Origin of the sequence: Streptomyces sp. NPDC048370 (assembly GCF_043200825.1) — a bacterium.
GTDB lineage: Bacteria > Actinomycetota > Actinomycetes > Streptomycetales > Streptomycetaceae > Streptomyces.
The window spans coordinates 131,867-157,159 of record NZ_JBICYI010000010.1 but is presented as its reverse complement, the minus strand read 5'-3'; the positions used below and the strand labels follow the sequence as shown (position 1 = coordinate 157,159).

Genomic DNA, 25,293 nt, shown 5'->3' with positions numbered 1-25,293 from the left:
GGCGAGGGATCACTGGTGCTGAGCGCACTCTCGACCGGGGGTTTTCCGTAAGTCCAAGGTAAAGACGGACGGCGCCCGTCTCCTCCTCCGCCGGGACGAACGACCCCTGCCCTCCAAGGGGGAGAGTCCCCTAGGGGTTCTCCACCCGAGGATCGAGTGGGAGGCTGAGGCCGACGCACATAGATGTACGACCCACACGATCCATGCGATCGATCCGATCCATGCGATCCGTCAGACGGAGGGCACCGGGTGTCACGGACGACCACGCGGCAGACCGCAGCACCGACGACGACCCCGCGCGGGCGCGGACCGGTCGTCGCGGCACTGATGCTGGGGATGGCCCTCGCCGCACTCGACGGCACGGTCGTCTCGACCGCCGTCCCGCAGATCGTCGGCGACCTCGGCGGCCTGTCGATCTTCTCCTGGCTCTTCTCCGGCTACCTGCTCGCCGTCACCGTCACCCTCCCGGTGTACGGAAAGCTCTGCGACACCTTCGGCCGCAAGCCCGTCCTGATCGCCGGAACGATCCTCTTCCTCATCGGCTCCCTGCTGTGCGCGGCAGCCTGGAACATGGGCTCACTCATCGCCTTCCGGGTCGTCCAGGGCCTCGGCGGCGGCGCGCTCCAAGGCACCATCCAGACGATCGCGGCGGACCTGTACCCGCTGAAGGAGCGCCCGAAGATCCAGGCGAAGCTCTCCTCGGTCTGGGCGACGGCCTCGGTGGCGGGCCCGGCGGCGGGCGGCCTCCTCGCCGGGTACGCGGACTGGCGCTGGATCTTCCTGATCAACCTGCCGGTCGGCCTGCTCGCCCTCTGGCTGATCGCCCGGTACCTGGTGGAACCGGAGGGGCGGAGGCAGGCGGCGGGAACAGGGGCGCCGCAGGGGAAGGACGGCGAGGGCCGGACGGGACGGAAGGGGCAGGAAGGCCGGTCGGAGGGGAACGGGCAGGAAGGCCGGTCGGGACGGAAGGGGCGGGGAGGCCGGTCGGAGCGGAAGCTGACGGTCGACTGGGCGGGCGCGGTCGCCATCTTCGCGACCGGGACGCTCCTGCTCACCGCGCTCGTCCAAGGCGGCGTCGCCTGGCCCTGGCTCTCCGCGCCCTCCCTCGGCCTCTTCGCGGGCGCGCTCGCCCTCGCCGGAGTGACCGTCCTCGTGGAGCGCCGGGCAGCGGAGCCGATCATCCCCGGCTGGATCTGGCGCCGCCGCACGATCTCCGCCGTCAACCTGGCCCTCGGCGCGCTCGGCCTCCTGATGGTCGCCCCGACCGTCTTCCTGCCCACCTACGCCCAGGCCGTCCTCGGCCTCGGCCCGATAGCCGCCGGCTTCGTCCTCTCCGCCATGACCCTCAGCTGGCCCATCTCGGCGGCCTTCTCCAACCGGGTCTACAACCGCATCGGCTTCCGCCTCACCGCCGTCATCGGCATCACCCTCGCCCTGCTCGTCCTGCTCGCCTTTCCCTTCCTGCCCTTCCCCGGGGAACCCTGGCAACCGGCCCTGCTGATGTTCCTGCTCGGCGGCGCGCTCGGCCTCTTCCAACTCCCGCTGATCGTCGGGGTCCAGTCGACCGTCCCGTACGAGGAGCGCGGCACGACGACCGCGTCCGTCCTCTTCTGCCGCCAGGTCGGCCAGAGCGTCGGCGCCGCCCTCTTCGGCGCGATCGCCAACGGCGTCCTCGCCTCCCGCCTGGGCGCCGACACCGACCTGGACAGCCTCGCCCACGCCCTGGACCACGCCGACGACACCCTCCGCCGCGCGGTCGACGCGGCCGTCGACTACGTCTACCTGGGCGCGGCGGGCGCCGCGGCCCTCGCCCTCCTGGTCCTTCTGACGTTGGCACCACGCCGCTTCCCGGTCCTGAAGGAACACAAGGAACAGCAGGAACAGCAGCAGGACGGGAGTCCGTCGGTCTGACGCCTACGGCTCCGGATCGGCGTCCGGGGCGTCCGGGGCCTCCCGCGTCTCCGCAGGGCCGGGGCCGCGGCCCGTCAGGGTGGCCAGGGAGGCGCGGATGTGTTCCATGTGGGCGTGGATCTCCTCCCGGGCCTCCTCGTGCTCCCGCAGCACGCGCTCCGTCGCCCGCTCGGCGCGCTCCCGCCGCGTCCGCGCCTCGGAGAGGAGCCCCGCCGCCCGGGCCTCCGCGTCCTCCTGGTCGTGGCGGGCGCGTTCCCGAGTCCTCGCGAGGGCGCGTTCGGCCTCCGCGAGGCGGGCCTGCGCGGCGGCGACGAGTTCCTCGTGGTGGGCGTCCAGTTCGGCCGCCCGGGACGACTCCGTGTGCTCGGCCTCCTCCCGTACGACCGCCTGCTCCGCGCGCTGGGCCTCAAGCAGCGCCGACGCTCTGCGGACCGTGCCCTCGTACGCCGCCCGCGCCTCGGCCCGGTGCTCCCCCGCCTCCTCGCGGGCCGCCGCGCGCAACGCCTCCGACTCCGCGCCGGCCGCTTCGAGGGTGGCGCCCGCGGTGTCCTCCGCCTCCGCCCGTACCGCCTCCGCGTACGCCCTCGCCGCCTCCGTCGCCGAGCGCGCCGCCTCCTCCGCCGCCTCCGCGAGGGACTGCGCCTCGGCCTCCGCGGCCCGTACGAGACGCTCGTCCTCCGCCTCGGCGAGCGCCAGAATCTTCCGCGCCCCCTCGCTCAACGACTCGTACCGCTGCGGCGCCAGCGACTCGACCTCCGCCCGCAGCCGGGCCGCCTCCGCCCCCATCTCCTCGGCGAGCACCGTCAGCTCGGCCGCCCGCTCCCACGCCGCGTCACGTTCCCCGGAGAGCGCGGCGAGGTGCCGGTCGACCTGCTCGGGGCGGTAACCCCGCCCCCGTCCGACGGCGAAACCCATCCCTGACGCCCCTTCCGCATCGGCTGTGCCGTTATGGCCGTACTGCCCTCAAATGCCAAGGATGCGTCATCAGGCACGACGAAGGGCGCCCGACGTGTCGTGCACGTCGGGCGCCCTTCGTCACATACGACCTACAGCAGGCCGTCCCACATCTGCTCCAGGAGCACCGACCACCAGTTCTCCGGCGACGCGAGCGCCGCCGGGTCCAGCATCGCCAACTGCGCCTGGAAATCGACCGTCCAGCGGCCCGCCTGCTCCGGGTTGAGCCCGAACCGCAGCCGCCACATCCGCCCGAGGAGCGCCATGGACCGGGCGAACTCCGGCAGCCCGCTGTTCACGAACTGCGGCGGCACCGGCCCACCCCCCGGACCGGCCTCGACCGGTACGGCGACGATGTGCGCGGTCCCGTACTGGACGCAGATCGCCCGCCCGAAGTCCGAACCGATCACGAGGTACGAGCCCGCGTCCGACGCCGGCTGGATCTGCCGCTGCGCCGCCAGCTCCGCGAGCGTCGGCACCACCGGCTGGGCCGGCTGGGCCCAGAAGAACGGACCGAAGTCCGCCGGAAGCCCCGCCCATACGAGCGTCAGCGCGACGACCTCCGGCACGCCCTGACGGGACACCGCCCGCTGGTCGAACCGGCAGATGCCGGGCCCGAAGGCACCCGCCATCTCCTGCGCGATCCCCTCCGGCGGGATCGGCGGGGTCGGCTGCACCTGCGGCAGCGGAGCCCGCACCGGCGCCGGCCGGGCAGGACCGTCCGCGACCTGATGCAACTCACCCTGATGGGTCAGGAGTTGCCGCATACCCTGCTGACGGGCCGCGTGATCCCTGCCGTACGGCGCGATGTTGGTGATCCGCGCCTGCGGCCAGGTCTCCCGGATCATCCGGGCGCAGTAACCGCCCGGCAGCTCACAGGACTCCAACTCCGTGTGCAGCTCCAGGACTTGCTGCGGCGGCACGTTCATGGCGCGCAGCTCGTGCAGGATCTGCCACTCGGGGTGCGGGGTACCGGGAGCGGACCGCCGGATGATCTGCGCCTCGGAACCGTCGGGCGCGCGGTAGCGCAGCACGGCCTGGTAGCCGGGGCCGACGGTCGGCAGACCGGACGGCTGCTGCGGATACCCGTACGCGGGCGGCGCGGGCGGCGCACCCTGCACGGACGGCGGCGGCCCCGGCGGAGCCGGCGGCCCACCCGGGCCCGGCTGCGCCAGCATCGTCGCCGCGTGGTGCACACCACCGGGCGGAGTCCCTGGGGCACCAGGCGCACCGGGCGCACCAGGCGCGCCAGGGGCGCCGGGGGCGCCGGGAGGTCCGGGCGGGGCGATTCCGCCGGGACCCGGGTGCGCGAGCATCGTCGCCGCGTACGCGACCCCACCACCGGCACCGTCGGACCCACCGGGCACGCCAGGAGCACCGGGCGCGCCGGGCATGCCCGGCGGCGCGGGCGGAGGCGGCGGATTACCGGGCCCACCCTGACTCGGGTGCGCGAGCATGGTCGCGGCCTGGTGCACGGGCTGCGGAGGCGTGGGCGCACCGGGAGGCCCGGGCGGCGTCGGCGTACCGGGAGGCGTGGGCGGTCCCGGAGGCGTGGGCGCACCTGGAGGCCCGGGCGGCTGGGGCCCGTCGGGCCCGATCTGCGACACCAACTGCGTCCGTACGTAACCCCCCGCGGGCGCACCGGGAACCCCCGGCGCCTGCGGCGGCGGAGGAGGATTCCCTCCACTTCCGCGCGCCCCGCGCGGCAGCTCCGCCTTGCTGGTGGCGGCATCCGCGATGTCCCCGGCACCCGGCACCCCGGGCGCGGGCGGCGGCGTGGGCGCCGAGGAGACGGGCGCGGCGGGCGGAACGGAGACGCCGGATCCGAGCGACGCACCCGGAGCCCCGGGCGCAGCCGGAGCACTCGGCGCTCCCGACACTCCCGGCACTCCTGACCGGAACGGCGCCTCGGCGCCCTCCGGCGGCGGGGCGTTCGGGTCGAGCGCCTGGGCGATCGCCGTCGGCGGCAGCGCACTGCCGCCCGCCATCAGGGCCGTCGGGGCGTCCGCGCCCACGATCGGCAGCGGCGTGTCGTCGTCGTCCGCGCCCGAGAGCGGCGGCGCGAACACCGTCGCCGGCAGCGGTACGGAACCGTCCGCACCACCCGAACTCGCGTTGGCGTCCGCCCACGGGCTGCCCGAAGAAGCCTGGCCCGGAGCCTGGGCAGCCGGAGCCTGAGCGACCGGAGCCTGGGCAGCCGGAGCCTGGGCAGCCGGTGCCTCGCTCGGCGTCTCGGCCGGCACCCCGTCGGAAGACGTCGGCTCGTAGTCGACCGACCGACCCTCCGAAGCATCCGACGCATCCGCGTCGGACGAGACGGCCTCCGACTCCGGCGTCGACGAACTCCCGCCCGCCTGCGAGGCGTTCGGACCCTTCGGCGGCAGCCCCAACTTGTCCGCCGCGTCCTGCAACCACTCCGGCGGGGTCAGCAGGAACGACGTCGCGTTCAGATCGACCCGCTCGGGCGGCGCCGCCGGCGCACCCGCGCCCGCACCGTCCTCGACCGCGCCGTACTCCTCCTCGTACCGCCGGATCACCTCACCCACCGGCAGCCCCGGCCACAACGTCGCCTCGCCACTGTCCCGGGCGATGACCAGCCGCTGACGGCCGCCGTCCGAGATCGGACCGCCCTCGCGGTCCTCCGCCCAGACCACGAAACCGAGCCCGAACTCCCGTACCCGCACCTCCCGGTGCTGGTACGCCGGCACATCACCGTTGATCCATTCCTCGGCGCGCTCCTGCGCCTGCGCGAACGTCACCACAGCCAGTTCACTCCCCCACCGGGACCACGGGCACAGCGCGCGCGAAGCCGCCGTCCACCATCAGGTTCGCCACCGTCTCCAGCTCCGGCGGATTGCCCGCAAGACGCTGCAGGAACGCGTCGAAGTCCTCGCCGCACGGCAGCAGCAGGCGCTCCACACGCTCAGCCACGCTCCACGCGGCCGCGGCCTCGCCGCCGTCCCTGGCGTCGTCGTACGCGCAGTACCAGACCGTCCCGACCCGGTCGCCCTTCACCTTCACCACCAGGATCCCGCCCTGGACGAACCCGACGCCCAGATAGTCCTTGGTCAGATGGTCGCGCAGACACTTGTTGACGTAGACGAGGTCATTGACCCCCGCCTCCTCGCGCACCGTGAAGAACGGCTGGTCCACCAGCAGACCCAGCTCCGCGTCCAGCGCCGCACCCACCGGGGCGCACCCGCCCGCCGCCTTCAGGAACGAGCGGTACGCACCCGGCAGGCGGTACCCCAAGTCCTCCTCCACGCCGAGCAGTTGCTGCTCCGACACCGACACCAGACCCTTCGGAAGCCCGACATGGGCCGGCCGGGTCTCCTGCAACGGGCGCGTCCCGCGCTTGTCGTGGTCGACAGCGGCCGTCGCCACCCCGCCGTGGTGGCGCAGCAGCGCCTTCACCTCGACCGGGACCAGCTCCATCCGCCGACTGCCCGCCACGTGGTGCCACGTCCAGCCGTGCGGAGTCGCCACCGGCGGAATCGTGTCCCACAGCTCGTGACCGGTCGCGGCGAGCGCCGCGTTCGCCGACACGTAGTCCGTCAGCCGCAACTCGTCGACGCCGAAGCCCTCGGGCGGATCGGCGATCTCCGCCGCCGCCCGGGCATACGGCGAGAAGTCCGGATAACCGTGTTCGTCCACCCGCACCCCTCTAGGATGCCGGGAGGCGCGGACCGGGTCCGGGAAGTGCACGACCTGCCCGGCGTAAGCCGCGTTCGGTGGCGCGGCGTGATGCCCGAGCCGACCTGTCGTCATGGCGGTTGCCCCCTGCGCTGGCTGCTGGCTGATTCCGCACAGCCTATGCGCTGCCACAAGCCCACGACCCGGCCCGATCCCCCCGCCCACCCCACGACCACAGCCCGTGACCAACTGTCACGACGGGATGACGTCCCGGCGATAGTTACGACACACCGACGGTCCGTTTGAGTACCCCGCTTCCACATGAGGCGTCCCATTTGGCACTCTGTTCCAGCAACTCGGGGGATTGCAGGAGGGGAAGAAACGCACCATGTACGCAACACCGACGCCCACGCAGGGTGACCCACGCCTCAACTGGAGCAGCACCGAATCCACCCGCGCCCCGTTACTGCGCTTCCGACGCGACGGCATCCTCCCCACCGTCGGCGCCGCACTCTCCGTACGGGGCGAGACCCTCACCTGCACCGCCGGCCGAGGCGACCAGCCACCCGCCCTGCACCCGCTCGTCCAGGACTTCCTTGACACCCTGACCAGCGGACAGCGCGAACGCTTCACCGGACGCTGCCCCGAAGCCATCCTGCTCTCCCGCCACCTGACCGCGACGGAGACCGGCCGCTCCAAGCGCGCCCAGCGCAAGGCCCTCACCCACAGCGAGGCGCGCCGCTCGCTCAAACAGGCCAAACTCACCGCCCGCCGCATCCGCGAGGACGGCGACCCCCTGCACGGCAGCTACGCCGCCCCCTGCCGCTCCTGTACGGCGATGCTCGCGCACTTCGGTGTACGCACCGTCGACCCCACCTCGACTGTCGAGAACGGCTGACCGCACCTTCATGCCCGACCACCTGAGCACCACCCGCTTCCCGGTCAACGTCGACGCCGCCCTCCGCGAGGCGGGGTGGCAACCCGGCCGCTGGGACATCAAGCTCGCCGAACAATGGGCCGACGCCCTGCGCGCCCACGTCTCACCGGCCGGCCACCGGCACAGCGTCTTCCCCGCGGCCGTCGAGGCGTGGGCGGAGTTCGGCGGCCTGCACGTCACGGCCACCGGCGCGGGCCGCCAGATCGCCCCCGGCACCCTCCGCTTCGACCCGCTGGCGGGCCTGCACCTGGCCCGCACCCTGGCGGACCTCGGACGGGCACTCGACACGGAGATCTCCCCCCTGGGCGAGGAGGGCGAACACCAGGCGGTCCTCGCGATCGACCAGGAAGGCCGGGTGTACAGCCTGGACCACACAGGCGACTGGTTCCTGGGCCGGGACATCGACGCGGCCCTTTCGACACTGGTCACGGGGACCCAGCCGACGCGCCTGGTGACGGGCCAGGGCTAGCGCGGGAGGATTGGATCCAAAACATCGGATCCAATATCCGATATCCAATATCGGATCCGGCATGGGATGTCGGACATTGGATACCGGGGATGGGACATGGGACATCGGGGGCCTACGCCGCCCGCTCCCCCACCGGCAACACCGCCGACACCCGGAACCCGCCCCCGTCCGTCGGCCCCGACACGAACACACCACCCAGCCGCGTCACACGCTCCCGCATACCGACCAGACCGTTGCCCCCACTCGGCAGCAGAGCGTCGGCGGCCTCCGCGTCCGAAGGACCGTTCTCGACCTGCATCGCGACCTCCGCCTCACGATGCGCGAGCCGAACCACGACCTTGGCGCCCGCCGCGTGCTTGTGCACATTGGTCAGCGCCTCCTGCACCACCCGGTACGCCGTCCGCTCGACCTCCGCCGCGTACGCCCGCACCTCACCGAGCACCGTCAGCTCCACGACCGCACCCGCCTGCCGCGACTGCTCGACCAACTCCTCCAGCGCGTCCAGACACGGCCCGTCCTCCGACGCCGCCTCCGCCGCAGCGGCAGCCGCACGACCGACCGCGGCCAACGGAACAGCCGAAACAGGAGAGCCCGCCGACGGCACCGCCGCGACCGCACCCTCCCGAAGCACCCCCAACATCTCGCGCAACTCCGTCAACGCCTGCCGCCCCATGTCACCGACCAGCGCCGCGTTCTTCACCGCCTTCTGCGGATCCTTCAACGCCACCGCCTGCAACGCCGCCGCGTGCACCACCATCAACGACACCCGATGCGCGACCACGTCATGCATCTCCCGCGCGATCCGCGTCCGCTCCTCCTGCCGCGCCCACTGCGCCCGCTGCTCCGCCCGGTCCGCGAGCAACGACAACTCCTGCTCCAGACTGTCCGCCCGCTCCCGCAGACTCTCCATGAGCCGGCGCCGCGCCCCTATGTACAGGCCGAACAGGACCGGAGGCGCGTTGAGCCCCAGGGTCAGAAAGACCGCCATGACCGGGACGTACCAGCCGCTCGGATCGAAATCCGGCTGCCCGGCATCGGCCTGCGCGACGTCCTGACGCACCCGCACCACCGTCACGACGAAGACGGCGACCGTCGACATACCGGCGAGCGCGGCCGTGATCCGGCGGGGCACCTCGGAAGCGGCGAGCGTGTACAGCCCGACGATCCCCATCAGGAAGCCCATCTCGGCGGGCGTGACCGCGATCGAGACCAGCACGACGGCCATCGGCCACCGGCGCCGCACGAGCAGCACGGCCCCGACGACCAGCCCGAACAGCACCCCCACGGGCACCGGCAGCCCCGCCTGATCGGCGAAGGCGACCCCTTCCATCCCGCACTCCAGCGACGACACGGCCGCCAGGCCGATGTCGAGCACCGCACTGCGTCTTCTCCCCCACCACCACCGGCCGCTGGGCGTCATGCCCGTCGCGTCCTGGTGTGCCCCCGTTGCGGTCATGCCCTCCAGCGTACGGGCGGGGGCCAGTCATTTTCCGGCGACTGCGGGACGGGAGAGCGCCGCACGTCAACACCGTGCACACACCAGTCCCTCGAACTACTGAATCGCCCAGGCATTCGACCCGGACGTCCGCATTCCGGACGATGGTGTTCGTATGACATCCACCACGAGCAAGTACGCGGACTTCGAGAACCTGCGCGAACAGGCGATCGCGTTACGCCGCGAGGGCCTCAGCCTGCGCCAGATCCGGGACCGCCTCGCCATCCACAACAACGACATCCTCAACTGCCTCGTGAAGGGCGAGCCGCCCCCGGAGTGGACGAAGCGCCCCCGCGCGAAGGACGACCTTCGGGAGCGGGCGCGGGAGCTGCGCGCGGGGGGCATGACGTACGACCAGATCCAGGTCGAGCTGGGCTGCTCGAAGAGCTCGATCTCGCTCTGGGTCCGCGACCTCCCGAAGCCGGAGCGGCAGCGTACGCGCGAGGAGGCGTCGGCGATCGCCCGCAAGGGGTGGGAGGCGACCCTTCGGGTTCGCGAGGAAGAACGGACCCGGACCAAACAGGCGGCCGCCGCCGAGGTCGGCATCCTGTCCGACCGCGAACTGTTCCTGATGGGCGTGGGCCTCTATTGGGCCGAAGGAACCAAGGACAAGCCACACGCCCGCCGCGAGAGGGTGGCCTTCGTCAACAGCGACCCGGGCATGATCAAGGTCTTCCTCGCCTGGCTCGACCTGCTGGGCGTCGGCCGGGAGCGGCACACCTACCACGTCATGATCCACGAGACGGCCGACGTCACGGCGGCGGAGAGGTACTGGGCCGACTTCGTCGGCGCCGACGTCGCCCGGTTCGGCAAGACGACACTCAAGCGCCACAACCCCCGGACCGTCCGAAACAACGTGGGGGACGACTACCGCGGCTGCCTTGTGATCCACGTCCAGAAAAGCGCCGATCTGTACCGTCGCATCGAAGGCTGGTGGTCCGGGATCCATGCCGCGTGCGGCCAGTCCTCCGGTAAGGTCTGAGGCACGTTCCGCCGTAGTGTAATTGGCAGCACGGCACCCTTTGGAGGTGTTCGGTCTAGGTTCGAGTCCTAGCGGCGGAGCTGCTTCGCGGGTCCCGACCTCTCCGGTCGGGACCCGCACCCATGTCCGCCCCAAAACCCCCCGGTATCCTGCGGGTGTCCACCACCCGAAGCCGAAGGGCATTCCCGTGAGCGCCAACCGCCCGGCCGCCGTCGTCGTCCTCGCAGCGGGTGAGGGCACCCGCATGAAGTCGAAGACCCCCAAGGTCCTGCACGAAATCGCCGGACGTTCCCTTGTCGGGCACGTCGTGTCCGCCGCGCGTGAGCTGGAGCCCGAGCACCTCGTCGTGGTCGTCGGGCACGCGCGGGAGCAGGTCACCGCGCATCTCGACGCGCACTACGCCGGTACCCGCACCGCCGTCCAGTACGAGCAGAACGGCACCGGTCACGCCGTTCGCATGGGGCTCGAGGAGCTGGGTCAGGCTCCCGACGGGACCGTCGTCGTGGTGTGCGGTGACACGCCGCTGCTCTCCGGGGAGACGCTGCGGGCACTCGCCGGCACGCACGCCGCCGACGGCAACGCGGTCACCGTGCTGACCGCCGAGGTGCCGGACTCCACGGGGTACGGGCGCATCGTCCGCGACGCCTCGGGTGCGGTGACGGCGATCGTGGAGCACAAGGACGCCTCGGACGAGCAGCGCGCCATCATGGAGATCAACTCCGGGGTGTTCGCGTTCGACGGGCGGCTGCTGGCGGACGCGCTGGGCAAGGTGCGGACGGACAACAGCCAGGGTGAGGAGTACCTCACCGACGTGCTGTCGATCCTCCGTGAGGCCGGTCACCGGGTGGGGGCGTCGGTCGCGGGGGACCACCGGGAGATCCTGGGGATCAACAACCGGGTGCAGCTCGCCGAGGCCCGTGCGCTGCTCAACCACCGTCTCCTTGAGCGTGCGATGACCGCCGGTGTGACCGTGGTCGACCCGTCTTCGGTGTTCGTCGACGTCACGGTGACGTTCGAGCGGGATGCGGTCATTCACCCGGGTACGCAGCTGCTGGGTGCGACGCACATCGGTGAGGACGCCGAGGTGGGTCCGAACACGCGGCTGAAGGACACGACGGTCGGCAAGGGTGCGCGGGTGGACAACACCGTGGCCGATTCCGCGGTGATCGGTGAGAGCGCGTCGGTGGGTCCGTTCGCGTATCTGCGTCCGGGTACGAATCTCGGCCTGAAGGCGAAGGCGGGTACGTATGTGGAGATGAAGAACGCGACGATCGGTGAGGGGACGAAGGTTCCGCATCTTTCGTATGTGGGTGACGCGACGATCGGTGAGTACACGAACATCGGCGCCGCGAGTGTTTTCGTGAACTACGACGGTGAGGCGAAGCACCACACCACGGTGGGTTCGCATTGCAAGACGGGCTCGGACAACATGTTTGTGGCGCCTGTCACGATCGGGGACGGTGCGTACACCGCTGCCGGTTCTGTGATCACCAAGGACGTGCCGGCGGGTGCTCTGGCTGTCGCCCGTGGCCAGCAACGGAATATCGAGGGTTGGGTTGCCCGGAAGCGGCCCGGCAGCGCTGCCGCGCAGGCCGCCCAGGTGGCCACCGAGGAGCCCGCCGGCGAAAGCTGACCGGAAACAGGTGCGTCGAACTCGGCGTACCGTGATACGTGCACACAAATTCGGCTGGCTCGCACACGCGCACGGGAGCGCGGGATTCGCGGCCAGGGAACACGTCTGAGGAGACAGTGCTGTGACCGGGATCAAGACGACCGGCGAGAAGAAGCTGATGCTCTTCTCCGGCCGCGCCCACCCCGAGCTGGCCGAGGAGGTCGCGCACCAGTTGGGTGTCGGCCTCGTGCCGACCAAGGCTTTCGACTTCGCGAACGGTGAGATCTACGTCCGTTTCCAGGAGTCGGCTCGTGGCGCGGACTGCTTCCTGATCCAGAGCCACACGGCTCCGATCAATAAGTGGATCATGGAGCAGTTGATCATGATCGATGCTCTGAAGCGGGCTTCCGCGCGGAGCATCACCGTGATCATCCCCTCTTACGGCTACGCCCGTCAGGACAAGAAGCACCGCGGCCGTGAGCCGATCTCGGCCCGTCTGGTCGCCGATCTGCTGAAGACCGCGGGTGCGCACCGGATCCTCACGGTCGACCTGCACACGGACCAGATCCAGGGCTTCTTCGACGGTCCGGTGGACCACCTGTCGGCGCTGCCGGTGCTCGCGGACTACGTGGGCAGCAAGGTGGACCGTTCGAAGCTGACGATCGTCTCTCCGGACGCGGGTCGTGTGCGGGTGGCGGACCGTTGGTGCGACCGTCTGGACGCGCCGCTGGCGATCGTGCACAAGCGTCGTGACAAGGACGTCGCCAACCAGGTGACGGTCCACGAGGTCGTCGGTGACGTCCGTGGCCGTGTCTGTGTCCTGGTGGACGACATGGTGGACACGGGTGGCACGATCTGCGCCGCCGCGGACGCGCTGTTCGCGCACGGTGCGGAGGACGTCATCGTGACGGCGACGCACGGCATCCTGTCGGGGCCGGCCGCGGACCGTCTGAAGAACTCGAAGGTGAGCGAGTTCGTGTTCACGGACACGCTGCCGGTGCCGAGCTCGCTGGAGCTCGACAAGATCACGGTGCTTTCGATCGCGCCGACGATCGCGCGTGCGGTGCGTGAGGTGTTCGAGGACGGTTCGGTGACGAGCCTCTTCGAGGAGCACTGACAGGTTTACCGACCCAGGATTTCGACGAAGGGCCCGCTTCCTGCATCAGGAAGCGGGCCCTTCTCATGCGCCCCCGTGCGCTCCCGGTGATCCAATTGGGTGGCTCGGCCGTGGCCGAGTAGACTGCCGTAGTTGCTCGGCGAGGGAGGCCGTACCCGGTGTGGTACGGCGGTCCGTTATCGACGCGCTCTTCGTAGCAGGCCACCGCCAGTCGTGGCCGGGTGACAGCCACGTTCGTCACCATCTACGAGGAGTGCACATGTCCGAGATCAAGCTCGCCACCGAGACCCGCACCGACTTCGGCAAGGGCGCCGCCCGCCGCGTCCGTCGCGAGAACAAGGTTCCCGGCGTTCTCTACGGTCACGGCACCGAGCCGGTCCACGTCACCCTGCCGGGCCACGAGCTGCTGCTCGCCCTGCGCACCCCGAACGTCCTGCTCTCCCTGGACATCGAGGGCAAGAACGAGCTGGCGATCCCGAAGGCCGTCCAGCGTGACGCGATCAAGGGTTCCCTGGTCCACGTCGACCTGATCCTCGTCAAGCGCGGCGAGAAGGTCACCGTCGAGGTCGTCATCGAGACCGAGGGTGAGCTGGCCCCGGGTACCTTCCTCGTCGAGAACGTGCTGAACACGCTCTCCGTCGAGACCGAGGCCACCCACATCCCCGAGTCCGTCACGGTCTCCATCGAGGGCCTGGAGGCCGGTGCCTCCATCCTCGCCAAGGACATCGCGCTGCCGAAGGGCACCACCCTGGTGACCGACGCCGACGCCGTCGCCATCCAGATCCTGGCCGCGCAGGCCGAGGAGCCGGCCGCCGAGTCCGCCGAGGGCGAGGCCGCCGAGGGCGCCGAGGCCTGAGCCGTAGGCTCTGCTTGACGCGACGGGGTGACGGGCCGTTCGGGCCCGTCACCCCGTTTCTTCTGTTCCCATGCCGGTACGCACACGAGGAGACGAGACCCCCATGACGGACGACGCGAACGCCCCCTGGCTGATCGTCGGCCTCGGCAACCCGGGGCCGGAGTACGCGGCCAACCGCCACAACGTGGGCTTCATGGTGGTGGATCTGCTCGCGGACCGCATCGGCGGGAAGTTCAAGCGGGCGGGGAAGGCGCAGGCGCAGGTCGTGGAGGGCCGGATGGGTCCTCCTGGGCCGGCGAACCGTCGGGTGATCCTGGCGAAGCCGATGTCGTACATGAATCTCTCGGGCGGTCCTGTGACGGCGCTGCGCGATTTCTACAAGGTGCCGACGGCGCGTGTCGTGGCGGTCCATGACGAGCTGGACATCGACTACGGCATGCTGCGGCTGAAGCTCGGTGGTGGCGACAACGGGCACAACGGTCTGAAGTCGATGACGAAGGCCATGGGCGCGGAGTACCACCGGGTGCGGTTCGGTATCGGGCGTCCGCCGGGGCGGATGCAGGTCGCGGACTTCGTTCTGAAGGATTTCTCGTCGACGGAGCGCAAGGAGCTCGACTACTTCGTGGACCGGGCGGCGGACTCCGTGGAGTGCCTGGTGGCGGAGGGTCTGGAGCGCGCGCAGTCGGCGTACAACTCCTGACGGTCCGGCCGTCACGGTACGACTGTACGATCGCGGGTCATGACGCACGCCCGTAACGCCGCCATGGCCCTGGTCGCCCTGCTGCTCCTCGTCGCGGGAGCCTGGTCCTCGTGGGGATCGGCGCAGCATGTCCTGCTCTCCAAGGGTCGTGAGCACGGCACGTTGACGGTGACCGGTTGCAACGAGGAGACGTGCAGCGGCCGTTATGTCCCGTCCGGTCCGCAGTCGCCGCATTCGGCGTTGACCATCGATCATTCGGTGGCGGCGGCGAAGGGGCAGACGCTGCCGGTGGTCGTGAAGCCGGGGACGAGCGAGGCGGTGCGCACGGGGTGGGGCGGTGGTCTGCACGCCTGGCTGCCGCTGGGCGGGGCGTTGTTGCTCGCGGCGCCGCTGATCGGTGGGGGGCTCCGGCTGACGCGGACGGCGTGGTCGATGGCGGGTGTGGGTGCGCTGTTGTTGGTCGGGACGTTCTTCGCGCTCTGATTGTTATGGCCTGTTGGGTACTGGATGGCTGAAAAGTGCCGCTAGGCTGCGGCTCGGCCGCCCCCCACGGCATCCCTCATCCCAGATGGACGACTGCACATGCGACGATCCCTCATACCCGCCGGCGCGCTCATCGCGGCCGTGGCGGGCTCCCTCGTGCTGGCTCCGGCGGCTTCCGCCACGGGCGACCACGGCGACAACGGCACCGTGAAGATCCACGACTCGAAGACCGGTGAGGAGCTCCGTAAGAACGAGCCCAAGGTCTGCACCTTCTACGTCGACGCCTTCGGCTTCGACGCCGGCCAGAAGGTCTCCTGGCACATCGAGGCCTGGGCGAACAACGACCAGGAGAAGGGCACCACGGTCAAGTCCGGCCTCATCACGCTGGACGCCGACGGCCACGAGCGCACCGAGGACATGACCCTCCCGAACGGCCAGTACAAGCTGTTCTGGAACTGGGAGGGCGAGAACGGCCGCGCGAAGCACAAGGTCTTCAAGACCGACTGCCCGCCGGCCGAGACCCCGGGCACGGAGTCCCCCGGCACGGAGTCTCCGGGCACCGCGAGCCCCGGCACCGAGTCCCCCGGTACTCCGGGCACCTCCGAGACGCCCGGGGCCACGCCGTCCGCCACGGACTCCGCGCCGGCGGGTGCGACCCCGTCCGCCTCCACGGGCACCGGTACGGGTGACCTCGCGGAGACCGGCTCCAGCGCTCCGACGGGCCTCATCGCCGCCGCGGCGCTCGCGCTCGCGGGTGCCGGTTCGGTGCTGGTGCTGCGTCGCCGCAAGGGCCAGCAGCACTGACCCCGTAGGGACATGACGGTGCCCCCGTCGGAATCCGTGGATTCCGACGGGGGCACCGTCATGTCCCGTCGCGTACCGGTCGCGTACCCGTCGCGGACGGGGCAGGCGTCAGCCGGTGTTGCGCAGGCCCGCCGCGACGCCGTTGACCGTGAGCAGCAGGGCTCGGGCGAGGAGCGGGTCGGCGTCCTCGCCGCGCTCGGCGGCTGCGCGCTGGCGGGCGAGGAGGGCGACCTGGAGGTAGGAGATCGGGTCCAGGTAGGCGTCGCGGATGGCGAAGGTCTGCTGGAGCACCGGGTTGGAGTCCAGGAGCGTCCGGCCGCCGGTGATCTTGAGGACCTCGGCGACGGTGAGGGCGTGCTCCTCCTCGATGGTGGCGAAGACGTGCTTGAGCTCGTCCGGCACGAGGGTGTCGACGTAGTGGCGGGCGATCCGCAGGTCCGTCTTGGCCAGTGTCATCTCGACGTTGGAGAGGAAGTTGCGGAAGAAGTGCCAGCGCTCGTGCATCTCGCCGAGGACCGCTTCGAGGCCGGCCTCGCGGAGGGCCTTGAGGCCCGAGCCGACGCCGAACCAGCCGGGGACGATCTGGCGGGACTGGGTCCAGCCGAACACCCACGGGATGGCGCGGAGTCCGTCGAGGGAGACGCCGGAGCCGGGGCGGCGAGAGGGCCGTGAGCCCAGGTGCAGGTCGGCGAGCTGGTCGACGGGGGTGGAGGCGAGGAAGTACGCCGGCAGGCCGGGGTCCTCGACGAGCTTGCGGTACGCGGTGTGGGCGGCCTCCGAGACGGTGTCCATGGCGGCGTCCCAGCGGGCCAGGGCCTCGTCGGACTGGCGCGGCGCGGTGTGCAGGGCGGAGGCCTGCAGCGTGGCGGCGACGGTCAGTTCGAGGTTCTCCCGGGCCAGGGACGGGATGAGGTACTTGTCGGAGATGACCTCGCCCTGCTCGGTCACCTTGATCTCGCCCTCCAGGGTGCCCCAGGGCTGGGCGAGGATCGCGTCGTGCGAGGGGCCGCCGCCGCGGCCGACGGTGCCGCCGCGGCCGTGGAAGAGGCGGAGGCGTACGCCGTAGCGGTGGGCGACGTCGCGCAGGCGGCGCTGGGCGCGGTGGATCTCCCACTGGGAGGTGGTGATGCCGCCGAACTTGGAGGAGTCGGAGTAGCCGAGCATGACCTCCTGGACGTCGCCGCGGAGCGAGACGAGGCGGCGGTAGGAGGGGTCGGCCAGCATGTCGTTGAGGATGACGTCGGCGGCCTTGAGCTCGTCGGTGGTCTCCAGGAGCGGCACGATGCCGATCTTGGCCCAGCCGGCGTGCAGGTCGAGGAGTCCGGCCTCGCGGGCGAGAACGGTGGCGGCGAAGACGTCGTCGGCGCCCTGGCACATCGAGATGATGTACGACTCGATGACCTCGGGGCCGAAGCGCTCGAAGGCCTCCTTGACGGTGCCGAACACGCCGAGGGTCTTCTGTCCCGCGGCGTCCAGCGGGGCGGGCGTGGGGCCGAGGGGGCGGCGGGAGCGGAGCTCCTTGGCGAGCAGCTTCTGCCGGTAGTCGCGGGGCATGTCCGCGTACCGCCAGGACTCCTCGCCGAGCCGGTCGAAGAGCTGGCCGAGGGCGTGGTGGTGGGCGTCGGCGTGTTCGCGGACGTCCATGGTGGCGAGCTGGAGGCCGAACGCGGTCAGGGTGCGGATGGTGCGGTCCATCCGGCCGTCGGCGAACAGGGCGCCGCGGTGCTCGCGCAGCGAGGTCTGGATGAGGGCGAGGTCCTGGACCAGTTCGGAGGTGCCGAGGTAGTCGCGGCCGTCCTGGTGCGGGGTGCCCTTGGCGAGGCGCTCACGGGTGTTGACGAGCTTCTGGCGGATGCAGGTGGCCTTGAGCCGGTAGGGCTCCTCGGCGTTGAGCCGCTTGTAGCGGGGGCTGATCTCCGGCAGGCCCTCCAGGTCGCGCTGGAGGGAGGTGAGGAGTTCCTCGGTGGCTCCGGCGTAGCGGATGGAGTTGGAGAGGAAGCCGCGCAGCTCGTCGATGAGTTCGAGGGCGTCGGTGATGCCGTGCTCGTGCTGGAGGATCAGCACGTCCCAGGTGACCTGGGGGGTGACGTTGGGGTTGCCGTCGCGGTCGCCGCCGATCCAGGTGCCGAAGGTCAGCGGGCGGGTGCCGGCGGGCAGCTCGATGCCGACGCGCTCGAGTTCGGCGGCGAGGTCCTCCAGGACGTCGCCGACGGCGCCGGCGTGCAGCTCGTCGAGGTAGTAGATGGCGTTGCGGGCCTCGTCGGCGGGCTCGGGGCGGACGACCCGGAGCTCGTCGGTCTGCCAGATGAGGTCGATGTTCTCGGCGAGCCGCAGGTCGTGGCGGCGACGGTCGGCCTCGATGACCGGGGTCTCCAGGAGGGCGGCGATCCGGCGGAGCTTGTTGAGGACCGAGCGGCGGGCGGCCTCGGTGGGGTGCGCGGTGAAGACGGGCCGTACGTTGAGGTTCCGTACCGTCTCGCGGACGTGCTCCGGGTCGCCGTCCTTGAGCATGTCGGCGGTGCGGGCGAGCAGGCCGCCCTCGGCGGCGCGCTTCTCGCGCATCTCGCGGCCGCGGTGCACCTGCTCGGTGACGTTGGCCAGGTGGAAGTAGGTGGAGAAGGCGCGCACCAGCTTGGTGGCGGTCTCCAGATCGGTCTCGCCCAGCAGCGCGGCTGCGGCCTCGCCGTCCTCGCGGGTGAGTCGGCGGACCTTCTCGACGAGGTCGAGGAGCTCGTGGCCCTCCTGGCGGACGAGCGTCTCGCCGAGCAGATCGCCCAGTCGGCGGATGTCGGAACGCAGCTCGGCGCTGGCGGTGGGGGTCTGGTCGGCACTGCTCACAGGTGCGGCTCCTTGCAGTGTTCGGGCACATCTGGAGGGGTACTGGAGGCTTGCGGACCGCGCTGTCCGACGCACACAGGATAGGTGTCCATCCCTTGGACACCATCTAGCCCCTCGTGTGCCCTCTTGCCGCGCGCCCAAGCGCTGCCATACTTACGTCGCCGTAGGTTACGGTCCCGTAGGCGCGGCTCCTTCACCCTCACCCTCACCCCCCAGGGGACACCCATGACCTCAAGTCCCGAGGTGCTCGAACCCACCGGCCAGGACCTCTCCGAACTGCCCTCCGCCACGCTCGGCGGCGACAGCAAGCGATCGATCGAGCAGATCGCGCTGCTGCTGTTCATCACGGTGCCCTTCGTGGCAATCCTCGCGGCGGTGCCGCTGGCGTGGGGCTGGGGCGTGAGCTGGCTCGACCTGGGCCTGCTGGTGGCGATGTACTACATCGGCTGCCACGGCATCACGATCGGTTTCCACCGGTACTTCACGCACGGTTCCTTCAAGGCGAAGCGGCCGCTGCGGATCGCGCTGGCGATCATGGGGTCGCTCGCGGTGGAGGGGCCGCTGGTGCGGTGGGTGGCGGACCACCGCAAGCACCACAAGTTCTCCGACGCGGAGGGCGACCCGCACTCGCCGTGGCGGTTCGGCGAGACGGTGCCGGCGCTGATGAAGGGCCTGTGGTGGGCGCACATCGGCTGGATGTTCGACGAGGAGCGCACGCCGCAGGCCAAGTACGCGCCGGATCTGATCAAGGACCCGGCGATCCGCCGGATCTCCCGCGACTTCATCTACTGGACGATGCTGTCCCTCGCGATCCCGCCGCTGGTGGGCGGTCTCGTGACGATGTCCTGGTGGGGCGCGTTCACGGCGTTCTTCTGGGGCTCGCTGGTGCGGGTCGCGCTGCTGCACCACGTGACGTGGTCGATCAACTCGATCTGTCACGCGGTCGGCAAGCGGCCCTTCAAGTCCCGTGACCGTTCGGGCAACGTGTGGTGGCTGGCCGTGCTGTCCTGCGGCGAGTCCTGGCACAACCTGCACCACGCGGACCCGACGTCGGCGCGGCACGGGGTGCTGCGCGGCCAGGTCGACTCCAGCGCGCGGCTGATCCGCTGGTTCGAGCAGCTGGGCTGGGCGTCCGACGTGCGCTGGCCGAACGCCTCCCGGATCGAAGCCCGGCGCCGGGGCGAGCCCGTCGACGCGGCATGATGGAGAACGTGGCGATCGACGGCAGTACCAGCGGTACCGGCAACAGCGAGAACAAGCCCCGGCGTGGCCGTCGGGTGCGGATGACGGGCGCGGAGCGCCGTGAGCAGCTGCTGGACATCGGTCGGACGCTCTTCGCCGAGAAGGGGTTCGAGGGCACGTCGGTGGAGGAGATCGCGGCGAAGGCCGGGGTGTCCAAGCCGGTGGTGTACGAGCACTTCGGCGGCAAGGAGGGCCTGTACGCGGTCGTCGTCGACCGCGAGATGCGGCAGCTGCTCGACATGGTGACGGGGGCGCTGACGGCGGGCCATCCGCGTGAGCTCCTGGAGCAGGCGGCGTTCGCGCTGCTCGACTACATCGAGCGGTACACGGACGGATTCCGGATCCTGGTCCGCGACTCGCCGGTGGCGCAGTCGACGGGCACGTTCGCGTCGCTGATCAGTGACATCGCGACGCAGGTGGAGGACATCCTGGGCCTGGAGTTCAAGGCCCGGGGCTTCGACCCGAAGCTGGCGCCGTTGTACGCGCAGGCGCTGGTGGGGAGCGTGGCGCTGACGGGCCAGTGGTGGCTGGACGTCCGCAAGCCGAAGAAGGCGGAGGTCGCGGCGCACCTGGTGAACCTGGCGTGGCACGGCCTGGACGGCCTGGAGCAGAAGCCGCGGTTGATAGGGCACCGGAAGAACTGACGGGGCGGGCGGGGTCGGCTGGTCCGGGCCGGGCGATGGTCTCCCGTACCGCCGCCGTCCCGGCAGGTCCGGGGTGTGCCGGTGGGGTGTGGGGGGCTGCGCCCAGCAGGTATGGGGGCTGCGCCCAGCAGGTATGGGGGCCTCGCCCAGCAGGTATGGGGGCCTCGCCCAGCAGGTATGGGGGCCTCGCCCGGCGGCCTGGGGGCCTGCCTCGGCGACATGAATCCCCGTTGAGTTCGTGTCATCGATCAGAGGTATGCTCCCGAGCACACCCGGGGGGGTGTTCGCCCTGCGTACGCGCTGTCGCCGTACGGAGGCGTCGCGGACCCCCGTTCCCGGTCCGTCGATTTTTCTAGATCCCTGGGGGGGATCTCTTGCGTACCGCTTTCTCCAAGCGCGCGCGTCGCGTCGCGACGTGCACCGCGCTTGCCCTCTCCGCCGGCATGCTGCTGGCGACTCCCGCTTCCGCGGACGAGGGCCCCGGCCCCGCCGTGAAGCAGCCCCGCCCCACCTTCACCCAGCCGGCCAAGCCCGACCTGTCGAAGCTCGGCGCCGGGGCGAACCGCGCCGGCCGCACGGCGACCACGGCGGGCGTCTCGCCGGTCCGCTTCGACGTGGACGGCGACGGCAAGAACGACCTGATCTACCGCGCCTGGGACGGCACCAACCACACGACGCCGTCCTCGGCGGAGTCCGGCGAGTTCTTCGGTGACAACGGCGACGCCTCGCCCGCGATCGACTTCGTCCCGATCGGCGACCAGGACGGCAACGGCAAGCCCGAGGTCCTCGTCCTGTCTCCGCACGGCACGCTGCGCCTGTACGCGGACGCCACCCCGACCTGGGGCACGTACCGCTGGCAGGGCGGTGGCTGGACCATCTACAACAAGGTCTTCTCGCCCGGTGACGTGAACGGCGACGGGCGCGCGGACGTGATCGGCCGCCAGCACAACGGCGAGCTGTACCTCTACCTCGCCACCGGCAACCCGTCCGCGCCGTTCGGCGGGCGGTCGAAGGTCGGCAGCGGCTGGAACATCTACGACCAGGTCGTGGGCGTCGGCGACAACGACGGTGACGGCAAGGGCGACGTCCTCGGCCGCTCCTACGACGGCAGGGTCTGGTTCTACGGCTCCTCCGGCTCCACGACCGCGCCCTTCAAGGGCCGGATCGAGGTCGGTCAGGGCTGGAACATCTACAACCAGCTGATCGCGATGGACGACCTGAACGGCGACGGCGCGGCCGAGCTGTTCGCCCGTGACCAGGCCGGCGCGCTGTGGGCGTACTCCGGCCTCGGCAACGGCCGCATGGGCGCCCGTGTGCTGATCGCCGACAAGGGCGCGTTCCTGAGCGTCGACCAGTTCGGCGGCTCCGGCACGATCCCGGCCTTCGGCAAGAGGGCCGTCCTCGGCCGGGACAAGGTGGGCTCGCTCTACTGGTACAGCGCGCAGAACAACGGCCTCCTGGGCCCGCGCGAGCAGGTCGGCGACACCGGTGGCTGGGGCGGCGTGAGCCTCACCTACGCCTCCTCCCTCAACGACTCCGGCTTCGCCACGCTCCTCGAGCTGTCGAACAACCACCTGTACAACAACTTCAGCGGCCACGACTTCGGTTCCGGCTGGGGCGTGTACAACCTGCTCGTCGGCCCCGGCGACCTGACCGGTGACGGCAAGAGCGACCTGCTGGCCCGTGACAAGTCCGGCAACCTGTTCCTGTACCGGGGAACCGGCGCCGACCACCCGCTGGGCACCAAGACCAAGATCGGTGCGGGCTGGGGCGCGTTCAACCAGATCGTGGGCGCGGGTGACTACTCGGGCGACGGCCGGGCGGACATCGTGACCCGTGACAGCGCCGGCGGCCTGTTCCTCTACCGGGGTACCGGCTCCGCCACGACGCCGTTCATGGCGAAGCTGAAGATCGGCTCCGGCTGGAACACGTACACCAAGCTGGTGGCCCCCGGTGACCTCACCGGCGACGGCAAGGCCGAGCTGCTGGGCGTGACCGCGGGGGGCGACCTGTACCGCTACTCGCCGATCAGCGCCACCGCCTTCGGCCCCCGGGTCAAGATCGGCAGCGGCTGGCAGATCTACAACGGCGTGTACTAAACGGCGTGTACTAAACGGTCTGTACTCCAAGGTCGTGCAAGCGAAGACGCCCCGCACCGGTCCTCCGGTGCGGGGCGTCTTCGTGTCTGTAACGCTCCCGCCGTCACGCCGGCTTCGTCGCCAGCGCGAAGATGCGCCGGAAGGGGAAGACCGTGCCGCGCGGCCCCGGCGGGTAGGCCGCGCGCAGGAGGTCGCGGTACTGGGTGAGGAAGGCGTCCGTCGCCTCCTTGTCGCCCTCCAAGGCGGTCAGGACGGGGCGCAGGGCCGTGCCCTTGACCCAGTCGAGGACCGGGTCCTCGCCCGTGAGGAGCTGGGAGTAGGTGGTCTCCCAGACCTCGGTGGCGCAGCCGAGATCGGTGAGGCGCAGGAGGTAGTCGGCGGGTTCGAGGATGTGGACGAAGCGGCGGCCCTCGCCGTCGAGCCGTTCGCGCCACTGGGGCATGTCGCAGAGTTCGCCGAGCAGCGCGTGGCTGGGCGCGGTGAAGTTGCCGGGGACCTGGAAGGCGAACGTTCCGCCGGGTTTGAGGGCGTCGACCCACGGAGCGAAGGACTCCGGGTGGTTGGGGACCCATTGGAGCGCGGCGTTGGAGACGATCAGGTCGTAGGGCTCTTCGGGCGTCCAGTGCGCGGCGTCGGCGGGGCGGAAGTCGAGCCAGCCGCCGGCGGCCGTGGTGCCGGCCCAGTCCTTCTCCGCCCGTTCCAGCATGTCCGGGGAGAGGTCGAAGCCGGTGATGTGGGCGTCGGGCCAGCGGTCGGCGAGCAGGACGGTCACATTGCCGGGCCCGCAGCCGAGGTCGGCGATCCGGGCCGGGGTGCCGACGGAGGGAAGTCGCGGTATTCGGGAGAGCAGGTCGAGAAACGGACGTGTGCGGTGGCCGGAATGCCGCAGGTACTGCTGGGGATCCCACGTTGGTGCGGTGGACGCTGAGGATGGTGCGGAATACATGTTCGAGCCCCCTTGCTGGAACGAGCTGCCGAAGCGGAACTAGGTCCCGGCCCGGTCCTTCCCCATAGTCCAGCCGAATATATCTTGACGTCAAGAGACTTTATGTCAACAGACCCTCTACACTGATCGTCATGGAGGACGAGGTCGACCGGTTGGTCGCTGCATGGCGCCGCGAGCGCCCGGACCTCGACGTGGAACCGCTCGAGGTGCTGAGCCGCGTCTCACGGCTCGCCCGCCACCTCGACCGCGCCCGTCGGCTCGCCTTCTCCGAGCACCAGCTGGAGCCCTGGGAGTTCGACGTCCTCACCTCGCTTCGGCGCGCCGGAGCCCCGTACCAGCTCTCCCCCGGCCAGCTCCTCACCCAGACGCTGGTCACCTCGGGCACCATGACCAACCGCATCGACAGGCTCACGAAGAAGGGCCTGGTCGAGCGGCTGCCCGACCCCAGCGACCGGCGCGGTGTCCTGGTCCGGCTGACCCCCGAGGGCCGCGACCGCGCCGACCAGGCGCTCGCGGGGCTGCTCGCGCAGGAGCGGGCCATCCTCGCCCAGCTCTCCCGCGCCGACCGCGGCGAACTGGCCGCGCTGCTACGCCAGCTGACCGCCCCGTTCGACAACATCCCCGGCTAGAGGCTGTCCGGCCGGCTCCGCGGGTCCGACGCCGGCTCGGCGCGCCAGTGCGACGGCGGCGAGGGTGGAGTGCACGCCCAGCTTCCCGAGCACGTTCTGCATGTGCGTACGGACGGTGTGCGGGGAGAGGAACAGCCGCTCGGCGACCGCCTTGCGGCCAAGACCCGCCACCATGCAGCGCAGCACCTCGCGCTCGCGCGGGGTCAGCGACTCGACGAGCTGCTCGCTCTCGGTGCGGTGTTTGCGGGCCGCCGTCAGCTCCCGCAGGACGCCCGTGAGCAGGGCCGGGGGCAGATGCGTCTCGTCGCGCAGGACCCCCCGGATCACCGCCAGGAGCCGCTGCAGCGAGCAGTCCTTGGCCACCCAGCCGGACGCCCCGGCCTGCAGCGCGAGCGCCGCCCTGTGCGGGTCGTCCTTCTCGGCGAGGACCACCGTACGGACGGCGGGCTGGGCCGAACGGACCCCGGCGACCAGGGAGATGCCGTCGACGAACCCCTCCGGGTGGTCCGGTACGGCCTTGGCGACGGCGAGCTGGCCGACGGCGCCTGCGCCCGGCCCCGGGACCGTGCCCAGGTCGGCGTCGACCAGCATCACGTCGTACCGGCGCGACTCCGCGACCGAGCGGTCCAGACAGCGCAGGGCTGCCGGGCCGCTGCCCGCGGCGGACACGTCGACATCGGGCTCCGCCGCGAGGGCGGCGGCCAGCGATTCGGCGAAGATGCGGTGATCGTCCACCACCAGGACCCGGATACGAGCCACGGACACCCCCAAGTGTCGAGAAGCAGAACCGGCACGGGTACGGCGCCGGGGACAGGGGTCCGCCGATCGCACGGCCGCCGCCGTGCAGTGACTGCTACCCCGTCCCGGGCGCCGTACCCGACTGGTGTCGCCCCCTGATGCGCGCCGGCCCCCACCGGCGCTGTGCTCAGAGTACGGGTGGGG

Annotated in this window: 21 protein-coding genes and 1 tRNA gene; 15 read left to right on the top strand and 7 right to left on the bottom strand. The window is 71.0% G+C overall.

The annotated features are described in order from the left end of the window. Positions 1-327: 327 nt before the first annotated feature. On the top strand, positions 328-1,911 hold the full coding sequence (locus tag ACGFYP_RS22290; RefSeq protein WP_393496510.1) for an MFS transporter: 1,584 nt from the start codon (positions 328-330) through the stop codon (positions 1,909-1,911). A gap of 3 nt (positions 1,912-1,914) precedes the next feature. Here ACGFYP_RS22290 and ACGFYP_RS22285 read toward each other — a convergent pair whose 3' ends face one another. The 3 genes from ACGFYP_RS22285 to ACGFYP_RS22275 form a co-directional block, all read right to left on the bottom strand. Beyond that, positions 1,915-2,826: a cellulose-binding protein gene (locus ACGFYP_RS22285; RefSeq protein WP_393496167.1), complete on the bottom strand. Its 912-nt coding sequence runs from the start codon at positions 2,824-2,826 to the stop codon at positions 1,915-1,917. 131 nt (positions 2,827-2,957) lie between these two features. After that, entirely contained in the window at positions 2,958-5,627 is a 2,670-nt protein-coding gene (locus tag ACGFYP_RS22280) for an SUKH-4 family immunity protein (RefSeq protein WP_393496164.1), read from the bottom strand. A 7-nt stretch (positions 5,628-5,634) separates the two neighbouring features. Beyond that, positions 5,635-6,633 carry an SMI1/KNR4 family protein gene (locus ACGFYP_RS22275; protein ID WP_393496161.1) on the bottom strand — a complete coding sequence of 333 codons (999 nt, stop codon included), beginning with the start codon at positions 6,631-6,633 and terminating at the stop codon, positions 5,635-5,637. 253 nt (positions 6,634-6,886) lie between these two features. Here ACGFYP_RS22275 and ACGFYP_RS22270 point away from each other — a divergent pair, with 253 nt between their 5' ends. Beyond that, entirely contained in the window at positions 6,887-7,396 is a 510-nt protein-coding gene (locus tag ACGFYP_RS22270; protein WP_361961228.1) for a YwqJ-related putative deaminase, read from the top strand. Positions 7,397-7,406: 10 nt separating this feature from the next. Continuing rightward, positions 7,407-7,904 carry an SUKH-3 domain-containing protein gene (locus tag ACGFYP_RS22265; protein WP_393496157.1) on the top strand — a complete coding sequence of 166 codons (498 nt, stop codon included), beginning with the start codon at positions 7,407-7,409 and terminating at the stop codon, positions 7,902-7,904. Positions 7,905-8,016: 112 nt separating this feature from the next. On the opposite strand, the gene ACGFYP_RS22260 is transcribed toward ACGFYP_RS22265, so the two are convergent. Continuing rightward, positions 8,017-9,360, bottom strand: a complete 1,344-nt coding sequence (locus tag ACGFYP_RS22260; protein ID WP_393496154.1) for a sensor histidine kinase — start codon at positions 9,358-9,360, stop codon at positions 8,017-8,019. A 154-nt stretch (positions 9,361-9,514) separates the two neighbouring features. Between ACGFYP_RS22260 and ACGFYP_RS22255 the strand changes: the two genes are divergently transcribed. The 8 genes from ACGFYP_RS22255 (at position 9,515) to ACGFYP_RS22220 (ending at position 15,953) form a co-directional block, all read left to right on the top strand. Further along, a complete protein-coding gene (locus tag ACGFYP_RS22255) occupies positions 9,515-10,381 on the top strand; it encodes a hypothetical protein (protein WP_393496151.1) in 867 nt (288 codons plus the stop codon). 7 nt (positions 10,382-10,388) lie between these two features. Then, positions 10,389-10,461, top strand: a tRNA-Gln gene (locus ACGFYP_RS22250). Positions 10,462-10,568: 107 nt separating this feature from the next. Next, the gene (gene glmU, locus ACGFYP_RS22245) at positions 10,569-12,014 is read left to right on the top strand and encodes a bifunctional UDP-N-acetylglucosamine diphosphorylase/glucosamine-1-phosphate N-acetyltransferase GlmU (protein WP_393496507.1); all 1,446 of its coding nucleotides are present in this window, start codon (positions 10,569-10,571) and stop codon (positions 12,012-12,014) included. 121 nt (positions 12,015-12,135) lie between these two features. Continuing rightward, the gene (locus ACGFYP_RS22240; RefSeq protein ID WP_361961236.1) at positions 12,136-13,110 is read left to right on the top strand and encodes a ribose-phosphate diphosphokinase; all 975 of its coding nucleotides are present in this window, start codon (positions 12,136-12,138) and stop codon (positions 13,108-13,110) included. A 259-nt stretch (positions 13,111-13,369) separates the two neighbouring features. After that, positions 13,370-13,966: a 50S ribosomal protein L25/general stress protein Ctc gene (locus ACGFYP_RS22235; RefSeq protein WP_393496147.1), complete on the top strand. Its 597-nt coding sequence runs from the start codon at positions 13,370-13,372 to the stop codon at positions 13,964-13,966. A 103-nt stretch (positions 13,967-14,069) separates the two neighbouring features. Next, a complete protein-coding gene (gene pth / locus ACGFYP_RS22230; protein WP_361961239.1) occupies positions 14,070-14,666 on the top strand; it encodes an aminoacyl-tRNA hydrolase in 597 nt (198 codons plus the stop codon). Between the two features lie 39 nt (positions 14,667-14,705). Next, positions 14,706-15,149: a hypothetical protein gene (locus ACGFYP_RS22225; protein WP_393496142.1), complete on the top strand. Its 444-nt coding sequence runs from the start codon at positions 14,706-14,708 to the stop codon at positions 15,147-15,149. Positions 15,150-15,248: 99 nt separating this feature from the next. Next, a complete protein-coding gene (locus ACGFYP_RS22220; protein WP_393496139.1) occupies positions 15,249-15,953 on the top strand; it encodes an LPXTG cell wall anchor domain-containing protein in 705 nt (234 codons plus the stop codon). A gap of 108 nt (positions 15,954-16,061) precedes the next feature. Here the strand turns inward: ACGFYP_RS22220 and ppc are convergent, their stop codons facing one another. Then, on the bottom strand, positions 16,062-18,791 hold the full coding sequence (ppc, locus tag ACGFYP_RS22215; protein ID WP_393496136.1) for a phosphoenolpyruvate carboxylase: 2,730 nt from the start codon (positions 18,789-18,791) through the stop codon (positions 16,062-16,064). 225 nt (positions 18,792-19,016) lie between these two features. On the opposite strand from ppc, the gene ACGFYP_RS22210 reads away from it, so the two are divergent. The 3 genes from ACGFYP_RS22210 to ACGFYP_RS22200 all read left to right on the top strand — a co-directional run bounded on the left by ACGFYP_RS22210 (position 19,017) and on the right by ACGFYP_RS22200 (position 22,776). Next, a complete protein-coding gene (locus ACGFYP_RS22210) occupies positions 19,017-19,994 on the top strand; it encodes an acyl-CoA desaturase (protein ID WP_393496133.1) in 978 nt (325 codons plus the stop codon). Then, positions 19,991-20,677 (top strand): TetR/AcrR family transcriptional regulator, encoded by a 687-nt coding sequence (locus ACGFYP_RS22205; protein ID WP_361961249.1) that lies wholly within the window; start codon positions 19,991-19,993, stop codon positions 20,675-20,677. The genes ACGFYP_RS22210 and ACGFYP_RS22205 overlap by 4 nt, the downstream gene beginning before the upstream one ends. Positions 20,678-21,051: 374 nt before the next feature. Beyond that, positions 21,052-22,776: an FG-GAP repeat domain-containing protein gene (locus ACGFYP_RS22200; protein WP_393496129.1), complete on the top strand. Its 1,725-nt coding sequence runs from the start codon at positions 21,052-21,054 to the stop codon at positions 22,774-22,776. A 103-nt stretch (positions 22,777-22,879) separates the two neighbouring features. On the opposite strand, the gene ACGFYP_RS22195 is transcribed toward ACGFYP_RS22200, so the two are convergent. Continuing rightward, positions 22,880-23,722: a trans-aconitate 2-methyltransferase gene (locus tag ACGFYP_RS22195; protein ID WP_361961252.1), complete on the bottom strand. Its 843-nt coding sequence runs from the start codon at positions 23,720-23,722 to the stop codon at positions 22,880-22,882. 131 nt (positions 23,723-23,853) lie between these two features. On the opposite strand from ACGFYP_RS22195, the gene ACGFYP_RS22190 reads away from it, so the two are divergent. Beyond that, a complete protein-coding gene (locus ACGFYP_RS22190) occupies positions 23,854-24,351 on the top strand; it encodes a MarR family transcriptional regulator (RefSeq protein ID WP_361961254.1) in 498 nt (165 codons plus the stop codon). On the opposite strand, the gene ACGFYP_RS22185 is transcribed toward ACGFYP_RS22190, so the two are convergent. Then, positions 24,310-25,122 (bottom strand): LuxR C-terminal-related transcriptional regulator, encoded by an 813-nt coding sequence (locus tag ACGFYP_RS22185; protein ID WP_393496125.1) that lies wholly within the window; start codon positions 25,120-25,122, stop codon positions 24,310-24,312. The genes ACGFYP_RS22190 and ACGFYP_RS22185 overlap by 42 nt on opposite strands. Between the last annotated feature and the right edge of the window lie 171 nt (positions 25,123-25,293).